General features: G+C 64.6%; 19 protein-coding genes and 4 tRNA genes. 11 read left to right on the top strand and 12 right to left on the bottom strand.

Annotation, left to right across the window (positions count from 1 at the left end):
- The first annotated feature begins 59 nt into the window (after positions 1 to 59).
- The 4 genes from L6D75_RS17795 (at position 60) to L6D75_RS17780 (ending at position 559) form a co-directional block, all read left to right on the top strand.
- A tRNA-Val gene (locus L6D75_RS17795) sits at positions 60 to 135 on the top strand.
- 13 nt (positions 136 to 148) lie between these two features.
- Positions 149 to 225: transfer RNA gene (locus L6D75_RS17790), tRNA-Asp, on the top strand.
- A gap of 168 nt (positions 226 to 393) precedes the next feature.
- Positions 394 to 469, top strand: a tRNA-Val gene (locus L6D75_RS17785).
- A 13-nt stretch (positions 470 to 482) separates the two neighbouring features.
- A tRNA-Asp gene (locus L6D75_RS17780) sits at positions 483 to 559 on the top strand.
- A gap of 99 nt (positions 560 to 658) precedes the next feature.
- On the opposite strand, the gene map is transcribed toward L6D75_RS17780, so the two are convergent.
- Entirely contained in the window at positions 659 to 1,435 is a 777-nt protein-coding gene (gene map / locus L6D75_RS17775) for a type I methionyl aminopeptidase (RefSeq protein WP_176517927.1), read from the bottom strand.
- A gap of 109 nt (positions 1,436 to 1,544) precedes the next feature.
- On the opposite strand from map, the gene pcaQ reads away from it, so the two are divergent.
- The 5 genes from pcaQ (at position 1,545) to L6D75_RS17750 (ending at position 4,982) form a co-directional block, all read left to right on the top strand.
- Positions 1,545 to 2,477, top strand: a complete 933-nt coding sequence (gene pcaQ, locus L6D75_RS17770; RefSeq protein WP_176517926.1) for a pca operon transcription factor PcaQ — start codon at positions 1,545 to 1,547, stop codon at positions 2,475 to 2,477.
- A gap of 228 nt (positions 2,478 to 2,705) precedes the next feature.
- The gene (locus L6D75_RS17765; protein WP_176517925.1) at positions 2,706 to 3,458 is read left to right on the top strand and encodes a BamJ family beta-barrel-assembly machinery protein; all 753 of its coding nucleotides are present in this window, start codon (positions 2,706 to 2,708) and stop codon (positions 3,456 to 3,458) included.
- A gap of 279 nt (positions 3,459 to 3,737) precedes the next feature.
- Positions 3,738 to 4,178, top strand: coding sequence for a YkvA family protein (locus L6D75_RS17760; protein WP_176517924.1), 441 nt, complete (start codon positions 3,738 to 3,740; stop codon positions 4,176 to 4,178).
- Between the two features lie 100 nt (positions 4,179 to 4,278).
- Positions 4,279 to 4,617 carry a helix-turn-helix domain-containing protein gene (locus L6D75_RS17755; RefSeq protein WP_176517923.1) on the top strand — a complete coding sequence of 113 codons (339 nt, stop codon included), beginning with the start codon at positions 4,279 to 4,281 and terminating at the stop codon, positions 4,615 to 4,617.
- Positions 4,614 to 4,982, top strand: a complete 369-nt coding sequence (locus L6D75_RS17750; protein WP_176517922.1) for a hypothetical protein — start codon at positions 4,614 to 4,616, stop codon at positions 4,980 to 4,982. The genes L6D75_RS17755 and L6D75_RS17750 overlap by 4 nt, the downstream gene beginning before the upstream one ends.
- A gap of 72 nt (positions 4,983 to 5,054) precedes the next feature.
- Here L6D75_RS17750 and L6D75_RS17745 read toward each other — a convergent pair whose 3' ends face one another.
- The gene (locus tag L6D75_RS17745) at positions 5,055 to 7,136 is read right to left on the bottom strand and encodes a carboxy terminal-processing peptidase (RefSeq protein WP_176517921.1); all 2,082 of its coding nucleotides are present in this window, start codon (positions 7,134 to 7,136) and stop codon (positions 5,055 to 5,057) included.
- A 140-nt stretch (positions 7,137 to 7,276) separates the two neighbouring features.
- On the opposite strand from L6D75_RS17745, the gene L6D75_RS17740 reads away from it, so the two are divergent.
- Positions 7,277 to 8,239, top strand: coding sequence for an NAD(P)H-quinone oxidoreductase (locus L6D75_RS17740; protein WP_176517920.1), 963 nt, complete (start codon positions 7,277 to 7,279; stop codon positions 8,237 to 8,239).
- 120 nt (positions 8,240 to 8,359) lie between these two features.
- On the opposite strand, the gene L6D75_RS17735 is transcribed toward L6D75_RS17740, so the two are convergent.
- From L6D75_RS17735 to L6D75_RS17710, 6 genes are all read right to left on the bottom strand, one after another.
- Positions 8,360 to 9,013 carry an HAD family hydrolase gene (locus L6D75_RS17735; protein ID WP_176517919.1) on the bottom strand — a complete coding sequence of 218 codons (654 nt, stop codon included), beginning with the start codon at positions 9,011 to 9,013 and terminating at the stop codon, positions 8,360 to 8,362.
- Between the two features lie 12 nt (positions 9,014 to 9,025).
- Complete coding sequence (locus tag L6D75_RS17730) at positions 9,026 to 10,015, bottom strand: ABC transporter ATP-binding protein (protein ID WP_176517918.1); 990 nt, start codon at positions 10,013 to 10,015, stop codon at positions 9,026 to 9,028.
- Between the two features lies 1 nt (position 10,016).
- A complete protein-coding gene (locus L6D75_RS17725; RefSeq protein ID WP_176517917.1) occupies positions 10,017 to 10,811 on the bottom strand; it encodes an ABC transporter permease in 795 nt (264 codons plus the stop codon).
- Positions 10,801 to 11,652, bottom strand: a complete 852-nt coding sequence (locus L6D75_RS17720; protein WP_176517916.1) for an ABC transporter permease — start codon at positions 11,650 to 11,652, stop codon at positions 10,801 to 10,803. Before L6D75_RS17720 ends, L6D75_RS17725 begins: the two co-directional genes overlap by 11 nt.
- On the bottom strand, positions 11,649 to 12,455 hold the full coding sequence (locus L6D75_RS17715) for an alkaline phosphatase family protein (protein ID WP_176517915.1): 807 nt from the start codon (positions 12,453 to 12,455) through the stop codon (positions 11,649 to 11,651). The genes L6D75_RS17720 and L6D75_RS17715 overlap by 4 nt, the downstream gene beginning before the upstream one ends.
- A 123-nt stretch (positions 12,456 to 12,578) precedes the next feature.
- A complete protein-coding gene (locus tag L6D75_RS17710) occupies positions 12,579 to 13,643 on the bottom strand; it encodes an ABC transporter substrate-binding protein (RefSeq protein WP_176517914.1) in 1,065 nt (354 codons plus the stop codon).
- Positions 13,644 to 13,970: 327 nt separating this feature from the next.
- Between L6D75_RS17710 and L6D75_RS17705 the strand changes: the two genes are divergently transcribed.
- Positions 13,971 to 14,684, top strand: coding sequence for a UTRA domain-containing protein (locus tag L6D75_RS17705; RefSeq protein ID WP_176517913.1), 714 nt, complete (start codon positions 13,971 to 13,973; stop codon positions 14,682 to 14,684).
- Positions 14,685 to 14,758: 74 nt separating this feature from the next.
- Here the strand turns inward: L6D75_RS17705 and L6D75_RS17700 are convergent, their stop codons facing one another.
- The 4 genes from L6D75_RS17700 to L6D75_RS17685 all read right to left on the bottom strand — a co-directional run bounded on the left by L6D75_RS17700 (position 14,759) and on the right by L6D75_RS17685 (position 19,292).
- On the bottom strand, positions 14,759 to 16,912 hold the full coding sequence (locus tag L6D75_RS17700; RefSeq protein ID WP_176517912.1) for a mechanosensitive ion channel family protein: 2,154 nt from the start codon (positions 16,910 to 16,912) through the stop codon (positions 14,759 to 14,761).
- 44 nt (positions 16,913 to 16,956) lie between these two features.
- Complete coding sequence (locus tag L6D75_RS17695; RefSeq protein ID WP_012271002.1) at positions 16,957 to 17,124, bottom strand: hypothetical protein; 168 nt, start codon at positions 17,122 to 17,124, stop codon at positions 16,957 to 16,959.
- Positions 17,125 to 17,294: 170 nt separating this feature from the next.
- Positions 17,295 to 18,584, bottom strand: a complete 1,290-nt coding sequence (locus tag L6D75_RS17690; protein WP_176517911.1) for a M18 family aminopeptidase — start codon at positions 18,582 to 18,584, stop codon at positions 17,295 to 17,297.
- 72 nt (positions 18,585 to 18,656) lie between these two features.
- Positions 18,657 to 19,292 carry an RluA family pseudouridine synthase gene (locus L6D75_RS17685; protein WP_176517910.1) on the bottom strand — a complete coding sequence of 212 codons (636 nt, stop codon included), beginning with the start codon at positions 19,290 to 19,292 and terminating at the stop codon, positions 18,657 to 18,659.
- Between the last annotated feature and the right edge of the window lie 54 nt (positions 19,293 to 19,346).

The following is a 19,346-nucleotide window of genomic DNA, read 5'->3' as shown; positions in this document are numbered from 1 at the left end:
AAAAAAGTGCTTGCCAGGGTAGCAACCCCTCCGTAGAATGCGCGCCACACCGAGACGAAGGGTGATTAGCTCAGCCGGGAGAGCATCTGCCTTACAAGCAGAGGGTCGGCGGTTCGATCCCGTCATCACCCACCACTCGATGTATAGCGCAGCGGTAGTTCAGTCGGTTAGAATACCGGCCTGTCACGCCGGGGGTCGCGGGTTCGAGTCCCGTCCGCTGCGCCATATTCCACTTCCAGGGCCCACTGAACACCCGGAAGTAACAGAGAAAGCGACCTTAGGGTCGCTTTTTTTGTTTATGCATTTCGTATGTTGTCGAGCGTAAAAAAAGATGCGCTGACGGCTTGCGGGAATGCCAAACCTTACGTAGAATGCGCGCCTCACCGAGACGAAGGGTGATTAGCTCAGCCGGGAGAGCATCTGCCTTACAAGCAGAGGGTCGGCGGTTCGATCCCGTCATCACCCACCACTCGTTGAATAGCGCAGCGGTAGTTCAGTCGGTTAGAATACCGGCCTGTCACGCCGGGGGTCGCGGGTTCGAGTCCCGTCCGCTGCGCCATATTCCGCTTCCAGGGCCCACTGAACACCCGGAAGCCACAAAGAAAGCGACCCTAGGGTCGCTTTTTTTGTTTCTGCGCTGGCCTCATTGCCGGCAGTCTCAGCCTCGGCGCTCTTCCTTGCGCAACGTCAGCACCTCGACCCCATCCTCGGTCACCGCCACCGTGTGCTCCCACTGCGCCGACAGGCTGTGGTCGCGGGTAACCACGGTCCAGCCATCCTTCAGCGTCCGTGTCCCGCGGCCACCCTGGTTGATCATCGGCTCGATGGTGAACACCATCCCCGGTTTCAACTTCATGCCCATGCCACGCTGGCCGAAATGCAGCACTTCGGGGCCTTCGTGCATCTGCTGGCCGATGCCATGCCCGCAATACTCGCGTACCACGCTGTAGCCCGCCGCCTCGGCATGAGCCTGGATCGCATGGCCGATGTCGCCCAGCGTCGCGCCGGGGCGCACCTGGGCGATGCCTTTGCATAATGCTTCATAGGTGGTGTCGACCAGGCGCCGGGCTTCATCGCCGATCTGCCCAATGCTGTACATTTTCGACGAATCGGCGATGTAGCCGCCCTGTTCGAGGGTGATGTCGACGTTGATGATCGAGCCTTCCTGCAGCACTTCATCCACTTTGGGCATGCCGTGGCACACCACATGGTCCACCGACGTATTGAGCGAGTAGGGGAAGCCGTACTGGCCCTTGCTGGCCGGGCGTGCCTTGAGGGTCTGGACGATGAACGCCTCGGCGCGGTCGTTGATCTGCATGGTGGTGACGCCGGGGCGGATGAAACTGTCGAGGTCGGCGAAAACCTGGGCCAGCAGGTGGCCGGCGTTGCGCATCAGGTCGAGTTGGGCGGGGGTCTTGAGGATCACCTGGGACATGGAGTGGGGGCAGTAGCTCTAGCTGGAAATGGCTCCAGCATAGCGCCATAGGCCGGCGGCCTGCCACCGCAGCTGATCCACAGCGGGTGCATGCGTTAAGCTTGCCGGCATGAACCTCGATACCCGCATCAAGTACCGCCACCTGTTGTGCTTCCTGGAGATTGCCCGGCAGGGCAGCCTGGCCAGGGCCGCCGATATTCTGGCGATCAGCCAGCCCGCGATTTCCAAGACCCTCAAGGAGCTCGAGGACCTGCTCGAGGCGCGCCTGTTCGAACGTGGCCGCCAGGGCGTGGTGCTGACCCCCGCCGGCAGCCGTTTCATGCGCTACGCCGGGCCTAGCGTGCAGGCCCTGCGCGATGGCGTGAGCAGCCTGAGGGGCGAGGCGCGGGCGCCATCCCAGGTGCGCATCGGCGTGCTGTCGACGGTCGAAGGCCTGTTGATGCCCGAGGTGCTGTGCCGCCTGCATCAGCGCCACGAGGCGCTGGTGATCAGCGTGGTCACCGGGGTCAGCGCACAGCTGCTTGGCCAGCTGCACCTGGGGGAGTTGGAGCTGGTGGTCGGGCGCATGACCGACAGCCCGCAGATCCAGGGCTTGTCGTTCGAGCACCTGTACAGCGAATCGATGGCCCTGGTGGTGCGCCCCGGCCATCCGTTGCTGGCCAAGCTGCCGGTGGAGCGCGCACAGGTCAGCCGCTACCCCTTGGTGCTGCCACCTTCGGGCACCACCATCCGCCAGCACGCCGACAGCCTGTTCGTGCAGTGCGGCATCCAGATGCCGGCGCAGCGCCTGGAGACCTTGTCGCTGGCCTTGAGCCGTCGCTACCTGCTGGGTAGCGATGGGGTGTGGGTGGCGCCGCGCGATGCGGTGTTGCTCGACTTGCGCCGGGGCGAGCTGGCCGAGCTGGACCTGGGCGTGCGCGAGCCCGGCGGTTCGGTGGGCATCTGCCGCAATGCAGCGTTGCCGCAGAGCGTGCCGGGGCAATGGGTGTGCGAAGTGTTGCGTGAGGTGGCAGCGCAGTACCGTGATGGGCTGTATCCCTGATCCAGCGGGGCTCAGAACTGCCTGACATGAATAGCCACAAATTTCAGGCAAAACCGCGATGAAGGGTCAATACTGGCCAATGGCTGCGGCCTATGGATGAATAAGCTTTTAAGTACTGAACTTCCTTACCAGAACCCGCTCTTATGCCGGTAGCCATTGGTAATGGCCGCCTGATAAGCTCGCGGCTTTACCCTGATTGCCCACATGGCGCATGAACAAGGAAATAGCATGAAACAGCATCGTTTGGCGGCTGCGGTTGCCCTGGTAGGCTTGGTACTGGCCGGCTGTGACCAACAAGCCAGCACCCCCGAGCTGAAGACTCCGGCACAGAAAGCCTCCTACGGTATCGGCCTGAACATGGGCAAGAGCCTGGCCCAGGAAGGCATGGAAGACCTTGATTCCAAAGCCGTGGCCCTCGGTATCGAAGACGCCGTTGGCAAGAAAGAGCAGCGCATCAAGGATGAAGAGCTGGTAGAAGCCTTCACCTCGCTGCAGAAGCGCGCCGAAGAGCGTCTGGCCAAGGCCAGCGAAGAAGCGGCCAGCGCCGGCAAGAAATTCCTCGAAGAAAACGCCAAGAAGCCAGGCGTGGTCACCACCGCCTCGGGCCTGCAGTACGAAGTGGTCAAGAAGGCCGACGGCCCGCAGCCCAAGCCGACCGACGTGGTCACTGTCCACTACGAAGGCAAGCTGATCGATGGCAAGGTGTTCGACAGCTCCGTCGAGCGCGGCAGCCCGATCGACCTGCCGGTCAGCGGCGTGATTCCGGGCTGGGTCGAAGGCCTGCAGCTGATGCACGTTGGCGAGAAGTACAAGCTGTTCATCCCGGCTGAGCTGGCCTACGGCGCACAAAGCCCGAGCCCGCTGATCCCGGCCAACTCGGTGCTGGTGTTCGATCTGGAACTGATCGCCATCAAGGACCCGAGCCAGCTGCAAGGTGACGCGCCGGAAGGCGACGCCGCCGCTGAAGCACCTGCCAAGTAAGCACGGCAGGTCGGCAAGACGCCCCGTTTCGACGGGGCGTTTTTGTTTGTGCCAGCGGCCTGTAACGAACCCCGGGGCGGTGCGGCTGTCCGATCAAGGACGGTGTGAAGCTGCGGCGGGCTGGCGGCGCAAATCGTTTGCGCGGCTTTAACCGCTGTGTAAAAAACGCCCGATCTGACCGGGGCCCTTGCCTTATGGGCACCTGGCGTCAGAAACTTCGCCCTGTTCACAAGGTTATCCACAATAAATGTGGATAACCTAACCCCTGCTGGAGGCTCCATGAGCGCACCCTGGAATTTCGCCCGCTTCCTGCCCTTGGCCGAGCGCCTGCTCAGCCGTGGCCGGTTGCCGGCCTTGCTGTTCGCCGTGGCCCGCAAAGGGCCGCGCCTGGGCCAGCTGCGTGATGACGTCAAATTGCTGCAGGCGCTGTGCCTGGCGTGGTGGCGCGGTGAGTACCGGGCAATCAGCCCCAAGGCGCTGGTGACCATCGTCGCTGGCCTTTTGTACTTCGTCAGCCCCATCGATGCCATTCCCGACTGGTTGCTGGGGGTAGGGTTCCTCGATGACATCGCCGTGCTCGGTTGGGTGCTCAAGACCGTGGCCGATGAGCTGGCACGCTTCAAGGCCTGGCGCGACAGCCAGGCGCCAGAGCGTCTGCGCGTGGTCGAGCGCCTGCCGGACAGCCCCGAAGCCCTGCGCCTGGAGCGCAAAAGCCACTGAAAGCGCACCGATCCCCACAGACTGCCGCACTTGGTAATATAATTGGCATAAGGGTTATGCCTACGGATTACATGCGGTAGTCCTACGTAAGGGGGTTGTAATGGGTATTCAGGTCATTAGCCGGGACGGTCAGCCCGAGTACGCCGTCGTTCCCTGGGAGCAGTACCAGGCGCTGCTCAAGGCAGCCGGCCAGGCACCTGCCGAAGCGGTGTCAGCCGTACAAGAGCAACCGGCGGCGAGTGTCAGCCTGCCTGCATTCAGTGAGGTCGGGCAGATCCGCCAGGGCAAAGGCATTGCCGCCGAGCAGCTGGCGCGCAATGTGGGTGTCAGCCCGGCCTACCTGGCCATGATCGAATCCGGCGAACGCCAGCCGGATGCGGCGATTCGCCGGGCCCTGGCCTGGCACTTGGGCGTCGCCGGCTGGAGCGAGCCGTCATGAGCCAGGTCAGGATCAGCCGCCAGCACTGGCAAAGCCTGCTGGATGAGCTTGACCTGGCCCGACGACAACGCCATTTGCTGACCTACCGGGCGCTGATCGAGCGCCTGCAACTGCCAAGCCCCGCTATGCAGACGCTGACCGCGGCGCTGGAGTACCTGGCCGTGCTCGATGCCCGCGCCGAGCAGCCGCTGCGCAGCTCGCTGGTGATCAGCCAGGGCGCCAGCCGCCTGCCGCGCACCGGCTTCTTCGAATGCGTCGAGCGCCTGGGGCGCTTCTCCGGGCCGGTGGATGGCATGGAGGCGGCGTCCTGGCATGCCTCCGAGGTGGTCAGGGTGTTCGAATACTGCTATCCGGAAATTGCCTGAGCGCCAGCTCGCCGGGCATAAAAAAAGGGGCCAGGCATTTACATGCCTGGCCCCTTTTTCATGACTCAACCCTTACTTTTTGGCCACCTTGGTGCTGGCACTCAGGTAGTCGATGAGGATACGCCCGGTCTCCGACAGGTAGGCGTCGTCCTCCGGTTTGGTGTTCTCATCTTCGGCCGGCAGGGCGTCTTCGTCTTCTTTCTTCAGCTCCTTGAGCGGCTCTTCACCCTTGGCCTTGCGGCGGGTGTTTTCCAGCGCAAGCTGCTTGGCCTCGATCTCGTCGTGGCGTGCGCGGCGATCCTGCTCGTTGAGGCTGACGGTCTTCTCGTTCATCAGCTTCTGGGTCAGCGCCAGGCGGTCGCGGATATAGGTGAACTCTGCATCCTTGTCGCTGCGCGCTTCATGCTGCGCCTTGAGCTGGGCCAGGAACGGCTTGAACGGGTCGGCCGCAGGCTTGACCACCGGGCGGATGGTGTCCCATGGCATGGCTTCGGGCAGGGCGCTTTCGCCGATTTCCTTGGTGTCGATGATCGACGGGTAATCGATGTCCGGCAGCACGCCCTGGTGCTGGGTGCTCTGCCCGGAAACCCGGTAGAACTTGGCCAGGGTCAGTTTCAGCTCGCCATGGTTGAGCGGCTGGATGGTCTGCACGGTGCCTTTACCGAAGGTCTGGCCGCCGATGATCAGCGCACGGTGGTAGTCCTGCATGGCACCGGCGAAGATCTCCGAGGCCGAGGCCGAGAGGCGGTTGACCAGCAGCGCCAGCGGGCCTTTGTAGAAGGCGCCAGGGTTTTCGTCTTCGAGCACGTCGACGCGGCCATCGCTGTTGCGTACCAGCACGGTCGGGCCTTTCTCGATGAACAGGCTGGTCAGCTCGGTGGCTTCCTGCAGGGAACCGCCGCCGTTGTTGCGCAGGTCGATGACCACGCCGTCGACTTTTTCCTTCTGCAGCTCGGTGAGCAGTTTCTTCACGTCGCGCGTGGTGCTCTTGTACTCGGGGTCGCCGGCACGGTAGGCCTTGAAGTCCAGGTAGAAGGCCGGGATCTCGATGATGCCCAGCTTGTAGTCGCGGCCATCCTGCTTGAGCTTGAGCACCGACTTCTTCGCCGCCTGCTCTTCGAGCTTGACCGCTTCACGGGTGATGGAAACGATCTTGGTGGTCTGGTCGCTCGGCGCATTGCTCGCCGGAATGATCTCCAGGCGCACCACCGAGCCTTTCGGGCCGCGGATCAGCTTGACCACTTCGTCCAGGCGCCAGCCAACCACGTCGACCATTTCCTTGTTGCCCTGGGCGACGCCGATGATCTTGTCGGCGGTGGCCACCTGCTTGGTCTTGGCGGCAGGGCCGGCCGGCACCAGGCGCACGATCTTGACCTGGTCGTTGTCGCTCTGCAGCACCGCGCCGATGCCTTCGAGCGACAGGCTCATGTTGATGTCGAAGTTCTCGGCGTTATCCGGCGACAGGTAGTTGGTGTGCGGGTCGTAGGACTGGGCGAAGGTGTTGATGTAGGCCTGGAAGATGTCCTCGGCACGGGTCTGGTCCAGGCGCGCCAGTTGGTTCTTGTAGCGCTTGGTCAGGGTTTCCTGGATCTGCTTGGGCTCTTTGCCGGCGAGCTTCTGGCGCAGCACTTCGTCCTTGACGCGCTTGCGCCACAGGTCGTCGAGCTCGGCCTGGTCCTTCATCCACGGCGCGTCCTTGCGGTCGATCAGCAAGGTCTCGTGGGTGGTGAAGTCCATCTTGTCGACGCCCTTGTCCAGCTCGGCCAGGGCGAAGTCCAGGCGCTGCTTGACCCGGTCGAGGTAGCGCTTGTAGATGGTGAAGCCGGGGTCGAGGTTGCCGCTCTTGAGGAAGTCGTCGAACTGCGTCTTCCACTTGTCGAACTCGGCGATGTCGGCCGCGGTGAAGTAGCTGCGCGCTGGGTCGAGCAGCTTGATGTAGCTGTCGTAGATGATCACCGAGCGGGCGTCATCGAGCGGTGGCTTGCTGTAATGGTGGCGCTTGAGCAGCTCCACCACGTTGAGGCTGGCGACGATTTCGTCACGGTCGGGCTGCAGGCTGTCCCACTTGTTGGCGGCCGCCGCATTGCCGCCGAGCGTGAGGCTGCCCAGGCCGATCATCATGGCCAGGGCGGTGCTTGGGAGGAAATGCTTCATGCTGATTCGACGTGGAGGCAATTGATCACGCATAGTAGGCCGTCTTTTCCGTTGCCGGTTCCATGGAGCCGGACAAATACTGCAAAAAGCCTGGGGCAAGCGTTCCCCAGGCTCAGTCATGATTCAACTATGGAGGCACTGTGAAAGCATTGCAAGGCGAAGACGGACATGTGGCCTGGGTCGAGGCCGAACGCCCGGCCTGTGACGCCGGCCAGGTACGCATTCGGGTGGCTGCAGCGGGGTTGAACCGCGCTGATCTGCTGCAGATGAAGGGCCTCTATCCGCCACCTCCAGGCGCCAGCCCGTACATGGGCCTGGAGTGCGCCGGGGTGATCGCGGAAGTCGGCGCCGGTGCCGACTGGCGCGTGGGCGACCGCGTGTGCGCACTGCTGGCCAGTGGCGCCATGGCCGAGGAGGTGGTGGTGGACGCACGCCATGTGCTGCCGGTGCCCGAGGGCCTGAGCCTGCAGGAAGCGGCGGCGCTGCCCGAGGTGTATGCCACGGCGTGGTTGAACATCTTCCAGCTGGGCGCGCTGAAGGCGGGCGAGAAGGTGCTGGTGCACGCGGGCGCCAGCGGCGTCGGCTCGGCGGCGATCCAGCTGTGCAAGGCCTTTGGCAACCCGGTGTATGTCAGCGTCGGCTCGCAGGACCGCCTGGCCTACTGCCAGGACCTGGGGGCGGCCGGCGGTGTGGTGCGCAACGAGAACCTCGAGGCGCTCGAAGGGTTCGGCCCGTTCGACGTGATCCTCGACCCGGTGGGCGCCAGCTATGGCCCGCTCAACCTCAAGCTGCTGGCCCGTGATGGGCGTTGGGTCATCATTGGCTTGATGGGCGGGCGCAAGTTCGAGCTGGACCTGGCACAGGTGCTGGGCAAGCGCCTGGAAATCACCGGCTCGACGCTGCGCAACCGCGACGACGGGTTCAAGGCCGAGCTGCTGCGCGAGCTGCAGCAGCAGGTGTGGCCGCTGTTCAGCGAAGGGCGCCTGTCGCCGCAGCTGGTGGACACCTACCCGGTGGAGTTTGCCCAGGCGGCGTATGCCGAGCTTGAGAGCAACCAGGTGTCGGGCAAGCTGGTGATGGTCATCGACCCTAGCTTGGGGTGAGATTGCTGGGGGCTGCTTTGCAGCCCTTTCGCGACACAAGGCCGCTCCTACAGGGGATATGAATTCTCCTGTAGGAGCGGCCTTGTGTCGCGAAAGGGGCGCAAAGCGCCCCCATGGCCCTCAAGCCCAGCTCAAGATAGGCCAACCATTGACCTCTGCATGCTCCCTCAGTACAGGGTCAGGATTGACCACATGCGGGTAGTCCACCTTCAGCAACAACGGCAAGTCATTGCGCGAATCCGAATAGAAGCTTGCCCCCTCCAGATTCTCCTGCTCCTGATCCAGCCACTCCAGCAAGCGGGTGATCTTGCCTTCGCGGTAGGTCAGCACCCCATGGGTCTTGCCGGTGTACACCCCGTTCACCGCCTCCAGCTCGATCGCCAGGTACTCGTCCACCCCCAGGCGCGCCGCAATCGGCCCCACCAGGTGCGTGCCCGAAGCGGAAATGATCAGGATCCGGTCGCCACGCTTGCGGTGCTCGGCAATGCAGCGGCAGGCGTCGCCATAGATGATCGGCTCGATCACATCCTCGACCCAGGGTTCCACCAGGTGCTCGACTTCCTCCAGCGTACGCCCGGCAATCGGCTCCAGGCTGAAGGCCATGTAGTCCTCCATGCGCAGGTGACCCTTGCCGTAGGCCTCCATCAGCTCATGGTCGCGGCGCAGGAAGTCCTTGCCGTCGACCCAGCCCAGCCGCGCCATCTGCTCGCTCCACAGCGACGCGCAGTCACCGTGGATCAGGGTTTCGTCCAGATCGAAAATTGCCAGTGCCATGTGTGATTCTCCTTAGGCCACTTCCCGTAGCGCGGTGGGGTCGATCGACAAGGATACCCGCTGCCCGTCCGGGTGCAGGTCCGCAGGCGAGCGATTGAGCACATCGACCACCAGCTCCACCTCGCGCACCCGCACCCGGTAGCGGATCACGTTGCCAAGCAGGCTGTGGCTGCGCACTTCGCCGTCGCGCTCGCCATCCAGGCCAAGGGTGATCGACTCTGGCCGTATCGCCAGGCGGCTGGCCACCGGGCGCTGCAACAGGCGGCTGGCGCTGTCCGGGTCGAGCAGGTTGTAGTTGCCGATGAAGCCCGCGGCGAACAGGTCGACGGGGGCGGTGTAGAGGGTTTCGGCATCGCCGCTCTGGACGATGCGGCCCTGGTTCATCAGGAAGATGCGGTCGGACAGGGTCAGCGCTTCTTCCTGGTCGTGGGTGACGAAGATGGTGGTCAGCCCCAGTTCGCGCTGGATGGCGCGAATCTGCTCGCGCAGGTGCTTGCGGATGCGCGCATCCAGCGCCGACAGCGGCTCGTCGAGCAGCAGCAGGCGGGGCCGGGTGACCAGCGAGCGGGCCAGGGCCACGCGCTGGCACTGGCCGCCCGACAGCTGGTGCGGGTAGCGCCCGGCGAAACTGCCCAGCTCCACCAGCGCCAGGGCCTCGCGCACGCGGCTGTGGCTCTCGTCGGCCTTGACCTTCTGCATGCGCAGGCCGAACGCGACGTTCTGCTCCACGGTCATGTTGGGGAACAGCGCATAGCTCTGGAACACCATGCCGATGCCGCGCTTCTGCGGGCTCAGCGGCACGATGTCCTGGCCATCGAGCAGGATCTGCCCGCCGTCCACCGGGGTCAGCCCGGCGATGCAGCGCAGCAGGGTCGACTTGCCGCAGCCGGACGGGCCGAGCAGGGTGACGAATTCCCCGCGTTCGATCTGGCAGTCGATGTGCTCGAACACCGGGGTGCCGCCATAGCTTTTGTGCAGTTTCTGTACGCTGACGAAGCTCATGTCAGGTCTTGTCCTTGTTCAAGCGGTTGGCGACCCAGGTCAGCACCAGCACGAAGGCGAAGTACGAGATCACCAGGGCGCTGTTGAAGTGGCCGCTGCTGTTGCGCATGTTGTTCAGGTACACCTGCAGGGTCTCGTAGCGGGTGCCGACCAGCAGGTTGGCGAACACGAATTCGCCGAACAGGAACGAGAACGACAGCAGCAGGGCGACCATCAGCCCCTTGCGCAGGTTCGGCAGCACCACCAGAAACGCTGCCTGCCAGGTGCTGGCGCCCAGCAACTGGGCGGCGTCCATCAGGTCGCGCAGGTTGATCGCCTGCAGGTTGTTGGTGATCGCCCGGTACATGAACGGCAGGGCGATGGTGAAGTAGCAGCCGATGAGGATCCACGGCGTGCCGACCATGGCCATCGGCCCGCTGCCATAGAGCTGCAGCAGGCCCACCGACGACACCACCGGCGGCACCGCGAAGGGCAGCAGGATGAGGATGTTCATCAGCGCGTCGAGGCGCGGGAAGTGGTAGTGCACCACGAACAGCAGCGGCAGGATCAGCACCACCGACAGCAGCAGGGCGCCGACGCACACCAGCAGCGACTGGCCGAAGGCGGCGAGAAAGCGCGGCTCGCTCCACAGCGCCAGGTACCACTTGAAGGTCAGGCCGCTGGGCAAGAGGCTCGCCGACCAGCTGGTGGCCAGCGAGTAGAGCAGGGTGCCGGCAAGTGGCAGCAGCAAAATCAGAAACAGCAGGTACACCATCAGCCGGTGGTACAGCCCGGCGGCGTTTTTTTCAGCGCGCATGGTAGCTCCTCTTGAGCAGCCACTGGTGCACCACCGTGACCAGTGTCATCAAGCCCACCAGCACCATGGCCAGGGCGCTGGCCAGGTTCGGGTCGAGGCTGATGTCGCCGGCCACCAGGCCTGCGATGCGGATGGGCAGCACGTTGAAGTTGCCGGTGGTCAGTGCATACACCGTGGCGTAGGCGCCCAGGGCATTGGCCAGGAGGATGACGAAGGTGCCGAGCAGCGCTGGGGTCAGTACCGGCAGGCCGATATGCCGCCAGTACTGCCAGTGGTTGGCGCCGAGCAGCGCGGCCGACTCGCGCCAGTCTTCGCGCAGCGCGTCGAAGGCCGGGTAGAGCAGCAGCACGCCGAGCGGGATCTGGAAGTAGGTGTACACCAGGATCAGGCCGCTCTTGGAGTAGATGCTGAAGTCTTCGAGCAGCCCCATCTGCTTGAGCAGCAGGGTCAGCGCGCCGTTGAAGCCAAGCAGGATGATGAAGGCGAAGGCCAGCGGCACGCCGGCGAAATTGCTGGTCATGTTGGCGAAGGCGCTGACGAAGTCGCGCAGGCGCGAGTCCACCTGGCGCAGCGAATAGGCGCCGAGGGTGGCGATGACGATGCCGAACAGGCTCGACCAGAAGCTGATCTCCAGGCTGCGTTGCAGCGCCTGCAGGTAGAACTTGGACGCGAAGATCTTGCTGAAGTTGTCCAGGCCCCAGCCCGCCTCTGACTGCACGCTGTTGATCGCCACCCAGGCCAGCGGGGCGATCTGGAAGATGATGAAAAACACGGCGAAGGGCAGCAGGCACAGCAGGGCCAGGTAGCGGCCACTGGCGCGGCTGCGTTTGGCGGCAGTCACTTGAGCAGCTCCCGGCACACGGTCTTGTCGTGGGCGGCGCCGAGCAGTTCGCAGATGGTGCCGCACAACTCGGTCTGCAGCGGCTTGGCGGCCGGGTCCAGGCTGAACGCATCGCCGAACACGAACAGCGGCACTTCGCGTTCCTCGGCCAGCAGGCCGTTGTGCGAGCGGTCGTTGTTCATGCCATGGTCGGCGGTCACCAGCACCTGGTAGCCCTCTTCGAGCCAGCGCGGCAGGTAGTCGGCCAGGAGGATGTCGGCGCTGCGCGCGGCGTTGCGGTACTGGCTGCTGTCCAGGCCGTGGCGGTGGCCGGCGTCGTCGATGTTCATCGGGTGCACCAGCAGGAAGTTCGGCGCATGGCGCCGGCGCAGGTATTCGGCGTCGGCCAGCAGGTGCGAATCGGGGTAGTGGTCGGCCCAGTAGAACAGGCCATGCTGGATCGGCAGCTTCGGCGCGTGGGTGTGGCGGTCGCGCAGCGGGTCGAAGGGCGAGCGGTTGTACAGCTCGCTCATCCAGTGATAGGCCGCCGCCGCAGTGCCCAGGCCCGCTTCGCGGGCGTAGTGGAACACGCTGCGCTGGGTGGACAGGCGGTTGACGTTGTTGTGCACGATGCCGCTGTCGATCGGCGGCACGCCGGTGAGGATGCATTCGTACAGGGGGCGCGACAGCGAAGGCAGCTCGCATTCCACGCGGTACAGCGCGGCGCGGTCGGCTTCGACATAGGCATGCAGGTGGCCCATGGCGTGGTGGGCTACCTGGTGGTTGAGGCCGTCGAGCAGGACCAGGATGACGTTGTGTTGCATGTTGGCTCCAGTCAATAACTGCGTTGCCCTCATCGCCGGCAAGCCGGCTCCCACAGGTGTTGTACCTGTGGGAGCCGGCTTGCCGGCGATGAGGCCGCTTCAGGCACTAGAAAAACCAGGCCCTCACTCCATCTCGATGATCACTTGCTCCTGCCACTTCTGCGGCAGTTCCTTGGAGGTCTTTTCCCACGCCTCGGCATTCTTGATCGGCTGCGCAGCGCTGTACTGCTCGTTAGGCAGCAGCTTGGCCCGCACATCCTCCGGCAGCTTCAGGTGCTCGGCGCGAATCGGCCGGGCGTGGCCCTTGGCCAGGTTGATCTGCCCGGCATCGCTGAAGATGTATTCGCGGGCAAGCTTGGCCGCATTGGGGTGCTTGGCGTACTTGTTGATGATGGTGGTATAGCCGGACATCACCGTGCCATCGGATGGGATCAGCACTTCGAAGCGCTTGGGGTCGATCTGTTCACGGTAGCTCAGGCCGTTGAAGTCCCACACCACGCCGACCTCCACTTCGCCCTTTTCCAGGGTCTGGATGGTCGGGTTGGCCAGCGACAGGCGCTTCTGCTGGGCCAGCTTGGTGAACAGCTGCAGGCCCGGTGCGATATTGGTTTCGTCACCTTTGTAGGCAATCGCGGCGGCGAGCACGCCGTTGGCCGCCTGGGCGGCAGTGCTGACGTCGCCGATGGCGACCTTGTACTTGCCTTTTTCCAGGTCGTGCCAGGACTTGGGCCGTTGATCTTCCTTGACCAGGTCCTTGTTGATGATGAAGGCGATGGTGCCGGTATAGGCCAGCGCCCAGTGGCCGTCCTTGTCCTTGGCCCACTCCGGCACCTGGTCCCAGGTGCTCGGCTTGTACGGCTGGCTCACGCCCTTGGTCACGGCGATCGGCCCGAAGGCTGCGCCGACGTCACCGATATCGGCGCTGGCGTTGTCTTTCTCGGCGTCGAACTTGGCGATTTCCTGGGCCGAGCTCATGTCGGTGTCGGTGTGCTTGAGGCCGTATTTGCTGGCCAGATCTTCCCAGGTGCCTTTCCAGTTGGCCCAGGCATCGGGCATGCCCACGCTGTTGACTTGGCCTTCTTTCTTGGCGGCGGCTTCCAGGGCGGTGAGGTCAGGGCCTGCGGCCATGGCCGAGGTACACAGGGCAATAGCAGAACCGAGCAGTGACGCCATGAAGAACTTTTTCATCCGAAGCTCCTTGGGTGGGTGCCTTAAGCGATCGTGGTCGTGCATGTAACCGTTGCTGGAAACCGTTGGTCTAGGTCAGCAAACCTTGCGCCAAGGTAGGCCGCTTGCGTGACAGTTTGATGTAAGAGGCCCTTGCCGCGGCCGGCCACGGTTGCCTGAAGGTACAGCGTAGACCAGTTCACACCCTTGAATTTGCGGGCTTGGCGCGCTTCTGGCAGGGCCTTGGCCAAGGCCTTGTCACAGGATGTTCATCAGCCGTGCCTAGGCTTGCACTATTCTCCAGATGCCCTGTTTTGGGGCTGGACTAGTCCAGATAGGTAACCTTTGATGCAGTCGATGCCACCGCGTGCGGTAACAGCCATCTGCCATGCCCTGCAGGAGCAGATCGAGCATGGCCTGCTGGCGCCGGGCGGCAAATTGCCGGCCGAGCGCAAGCTCAGCGAGGTGTTCGACACCACCCGTATCACCCTGCGCGAGGCATTGGTGCAGTTGGAGGCCCAGGGCCTGATCTATCGCGAGGAACGGCGCGGCTGGTTCGTCGCCCCGCAGCGGTTGACCTACGACCTGATCGAGCGCAGCCATTTCCATGCGATGGTGCGCGACCAGGGCCGCCAGCCCACCACCGAACTGCTGTCGGCACGCCTGCAGCCGGCCCCGGCGGCCATCTGCGCGCGCCTGTGCCTGCCGGCGTTGTCCAGCGTGGTGCGAATCTGCCGGTTGCGGCGGATCGATGGGCGGGCGGTGCTGTATGCCGAGCACTACCTCAACCCGCGCTACTTCCCGGGGATTCTCGACCAGGACCTGGCGCAGTCACTGACCGAGATTTATGGGCGGGTGTATGGCATCGAATATGGGCAGGTGCGCTTTGAGATCCTGCCCACCGCCTTGCCGGTGGACGCGGCAGCGGCCTTGAAGGTGTCGGCGGGCAGCCCGGGGCTGCACATCACCCGGGTCAACAGTGACCAGCATGGCCACCTGATCGACTGCGACCTGGAGTATTGGCGCCATGATGCGATCTGCATTCGTGCCCAGGCGGGGTAGGGCTGCTTTGCAGCCCAATCGCCGGCAAGCCGGCTCCCACAGCTTGTGGCAGCCGGCTTGCCGGCGATTGGGACCTAACTGGACGAACCGGCTTCTGTCATCCCGCCACCCCCGGCGGTCACCACCTGCACCGACAGCCGCGGCGTCGCCAGGTCCAGCCCCGCCTCATCGAGCTGGCGCTTCAACGCCAGGTTGAACGCCCGCGACACCTCCCACTGCTTGATCGGCGCCGTCTTGAACCGCGCCCGCAGGATCGCCGAGCCCGACTCGAAGCTTTCCACCCCCTGCAGCTCCAGCGGCGACCAGATGTTGCGGCGCATCAGCGGGTCGGTGCGCAGCTTCTGCCCCACCTCGCGGATCAGCGTGATGGCCTGGTCGATGTTCATGCTGTGCGGGATCGCCACGCGGAAGATCGCATAGCCGAACTCGCGCGAGTAGTTCTTGATGCTCTTGATTTCGCTGAACGGGATGGTGTGCACGATGCCGTCGATGTCGCGCAGGCGCACGGTGCGGATGGTCAGGCCCTCGACCGTGCCCAGGTGGCCGCCGACATCGACGTAGTCGTCGATGGCCAGCGAGTCCTCGATGATGATGAACAGGCCGGTGATCAGGTCGGCTACCAGCGACTGTGCGCCAAAGCCGATGGCCAGGCCGATCACACCGGCACCGGCCAGCAGCGGCGTGACGTTCATGCCCATGTTGGCCAGGGCGACGATCACCGCGATGATGAAGATGGCCACGAACATCACGTTGCGGATCAGCGGCATCATGGTTTGCGCGCGGGCGTTGGCCAGGCCGCGGCGCGAGCGCACCAGGGCGTGGTGCACCGCCGTGTCGGCGAGGATCCACACCAGCCACGCGGCGATCAGCGTGCCAGCCAGCCCCGCCAGGCGCATGCTCACCTCATGCCCGTCGCCTTCGGCGAAGCCGACCATCGACAGGCCCCACACCCGCAGCCCCAGTTCGATGAACAGCAGCCAGATGCCCAGGTGCAGCAGGGCATAGGCGAAGTTGCGCAGGCGTTCGGTGTACACCGCCTGGCGCTTGTTGGCGCGCTTGGGGTTGGCGGCGTGGCGGCGCACCAGGCCGTTGAGCACCATGCACACCACCACCAGCACCGTGCACATCAGCGACTGGCGCAGGGCGGTGCTGGTGTCGCCGGCGGAAATGAAGGTGGCGATCAGCGAAATCGCCACCAGGATCAGCGGCGGCACGAACCAGAAGCTGCCGAGCAGTTCGATGGTGTCGCTCAAGGTGCGCCGGGTCAGGCGCCGGTCCAGGGGCTGGTTGCGGATCAGGTGGGCGATCGGGCGGCGAAAACGCAGGATGAACAGCCCCGTGCACACCGCGGCGATGACGTTGGCCAGGGTGGCCAGGGCATGCGCCAGGTGCGTGCCCAGGGCCACGGTCATGCGCGGGTCGCTCATCGCCTCGCCAAAGGCGGCGAAACTGCCGATCAGCCACAGCGGGCGGAACGCCTGATGGCGCAGGATGTACAAGGCGCGGTGGCGGTGCGGGCCATCGAGCAGGGAGAAGGCGATCACGCAGATGGCCGAGAAGCAGGTGCCCACCACCAGCGCATAGGCCAGCACCATGGCCATCGACTTGCCCAGCGAGGAGGGCAGGGCAAAGCTCAGGTACACGGTGAACACCAGCGCCACCAGCCACGGCCCGAGCTTGCGCAGGGCGAAGCGCACCAGGTCCCAGGTGCGCGGGTGCTGGGGCAGTTCTTCGGTCAGGCCGAAGCGCACCCGCACGCGGTGGCCGATCCAGTTGAAGGCGTAGGCCAGCAGGCTCCAGACGGCGATGATGGCGGCAAAGCCGAAGAGGATCGCCGGCCACTGGTGCACGGGCACGATCAGTTCGCTGAGTTCGGCCTGGGCCTGGTCGATTTCCTGCGACCAGCGGTTGAACGGGCTGGCGTCGCCGCTGAACTGCTTCTCCAGGTCATGCAACGCCCCGCCGATCAGGCCCAGCACGCCTTGCTCGGCGGCCGGTTGCGATTGCTTGGTGGCATCGCGCAGCTTTTTCAGGTCGGCCAGCAGCTTGGCCCGTTGCTGGTCGTTTTCCAGGTTCTTGATCACTTCGTCCAGCGACTTGCCCAGGGGCTCGGTGGCCTCGGGCTGGGCAGGGGTACTGGAGCCGAGCAGGCTCGGCAGCCCCGCCGCCTGGGCCGGGGAAAGGGCGATGAACAGCAGCAGGGCAAGGCAACGCAGGAGTGCAGGCACCGGGAAATCTACCTCAGGTCAAACGATTGACCGAGTGTAGAGGTTTATGTGGGGAGTTTCTCAAGGATCTTCCAGCAGGTGAGGCCGAAGATACCCAGGGTGCCGATCCACATCATCAGCACGCCGATGTTGCGCTCGCGCATGCTGAAGCCGATGGTCAGCAGCAGCAGGAACAGGAACACCGGTACGAACAGGGACAGGAACGGGGACATGGACAGCAATCCTTTTGCGTGGGGGCATGCCTTAAGCATAGCGGGTGGAAGCGAAGCGGGATTGATCCGTGGCAGCTCATTGGCCCAATCGCCGGCAAGCCGGCTCCCACAGGCGCGATGCATGCTGTACCTGTGGGAGCCGGCTTGCCGGCGATTTGGGCGCTACCGGATCAAGGCAATTCGCGGCTGCGGTAGAACGCGGTCAGCACCTTCACCAGGTGCGCCAGGTCATGGCTGCCGCACAGCTCGCGAATCGAGTGCATGGCAAAGGTCGGCAGGCCGATGTCGACGGTGCGCACGCCCAGGTGGCTGGCGGTGATCGGGCCGATGGTCGAGCCGCAACCCATGTCGCTGCGCACCACGAAGCTCTGCACCGGCACCTCCTCGGCCATGCACAGGTGGCGGAAGAAACCGGCCGTTTCGCTGTTGGTGGCGTAGCGCTGGTTGTTGTTGACCTTGATCACTGGGCCTGCGTTGAGCTTGGGCCCGTGGTTGCCGTCATGCTTGTCGGCGTAGTTGGGGTGCACGCCGTGGGCGTTGTCGGCCGACACCATCAGCGAGCGCTGGATCGTGCGCACGTAAGCGTCGCCCTCCGGCAGCAGGCGCTGCAGGGTCTGCTCCAGCATCGGGCCGTCGGCGCCACAGGCCGAGCAGCTGCCGACTTCTTCGTGGTCGTTGCACACCAGCACGCAGGTTTCGTCGCTGTCGGCCGCCAGCAGCGCCTGCAGGCCGGCATAGCACGACAGCAGGTTGTCCAGGCGGGCGCCGGCGATGAAGTCGCCGTTCAGGCCGATCAGGGCGGCGTCCTGGGTGTCGTAGAAGCTCAGCTCGTAGTCCAGCACCACGTCGGCGTTGAGCCCGTGCTCGCGGGCCAGCTGCTCGGTGAGCAGGGCGCGGAAGTCGATGCGCTCGTCGCCGGCCACCTGGGCGAGGATCGGCGGCAGTTCGTTCTGCGGGTTGATCTGCCAGCCTTCGTTGGCGGTGCGGTTCAGGTGGATGGCCAGGTTGGGGATGATCGCGATCGGCAGCTTGAAGTCGATCAGCTGGCTCTCGACCTTGCCGTCACGGCGGAAGGTGACGCGCCCGGCCAGCGACAGGTCGCGGTCGAACCACGGTGCCAGCAGGGCACCGCCGTACACTTCCACACCCAGTTGCAGGAAGCCCTGGCGCTGCAGCTCAGGCTGCGGCTTGACCCGCAGGCACGGGCTGTCGGTGTGTGCGCCGACCATGCGGATGCCGCTCAGCAGGGGCGCTTGCTTGCCCAGCTTGATGGCGATGATCGAGGAATCGTTGCGGGTGACGTAGTAGCGCCCGCCAGGCACCGTGGCCCAGCTGTCACGCTCGTCCAGGCGCTGGTAGCCGGCGGCCTCGAGGCGCTGGGCCAGGCTGGCGGTGGCATGGAAGGGCGTGGGGGAGGCCTTGAGGAAATCGATCAGGCCGGTATTCAGTGCTTCGCGCATAACTCACTCCAGACAGCAGTGGCGCGAGTTTAGCGCAGATGGAATACAAATTGTGTCGGGCCCTTCGCGGGCTCAGAACGGTGCCGGGCACTCGAACTTGAGCCGCTCCCCGGAAACCGGGTGGGTAAAGCTCAGCATCGATGCATGCAGGCACAGCCGCTCGTGGGCCGCCAGCGCTTCGGGGTTGGCATACAGGCGGTCGCCCAGCAGGGGATGGCCGATCGACAGCATGTGCACGCGCAACTGGTGCGAACGCCCGGTAATCGGCGTCAGCTCGACCCGGCAGTAATCGCCGCAACGCTCGACGATGCGCCAGAAGGTCAGGGCATGCTTGCCCTGTTCATGGTCCACCACGTGGCGCGGCTTGGTTGGCGGGTCGTAGCGCAGCGGCAAATCGATGCTGCCGCTGTCCAGCGCCGGCTGGCCCCAGCACAGGGCGGTATAGGCCTTCTCGGTTTCGCGGTCATGGAACTGGCGCGACAGCTCGCGGTGGCTGTCGGCGTCACGCGCCAGCAGGATGATGCCGGAAGTTTCCCAGTCCAGGCGGTGCACGATCAGGGCGTCCGGGTAGCCGTTTTCCTGCAGGCGGGTGATCAGGCAGTCCTTGTTGTCGTCGGCACGGCCTGGCACCGACAGCAGCAGAGTCGGCTTGTTGACCACCAGGATGGCGGCGTCTTCATGGAGGATCTGCACGTTCGACAGCGGCATTGCGGGTTCTCTGTAAATACGGACTGGGGCCGCTGTGCGGCCCTTTCGCGACAC

Origin of the sequence: Pseudomonas faucium (assembly GCF_021602585.1) — a bacterium.
Taxonomy (GTDB): Bacteria; Pseudomonadota; Gammaproteobacteria; order Pseudomonadales; family Pseudomonadaceae; genus Aquipseudomonas; species Aquipseudomonas faucium.
The sequence above is the reverse complement of the archived record's forward strand: the minus strand, read 5'-3'. Positions and strand labels throughout refer to the sequence as shown.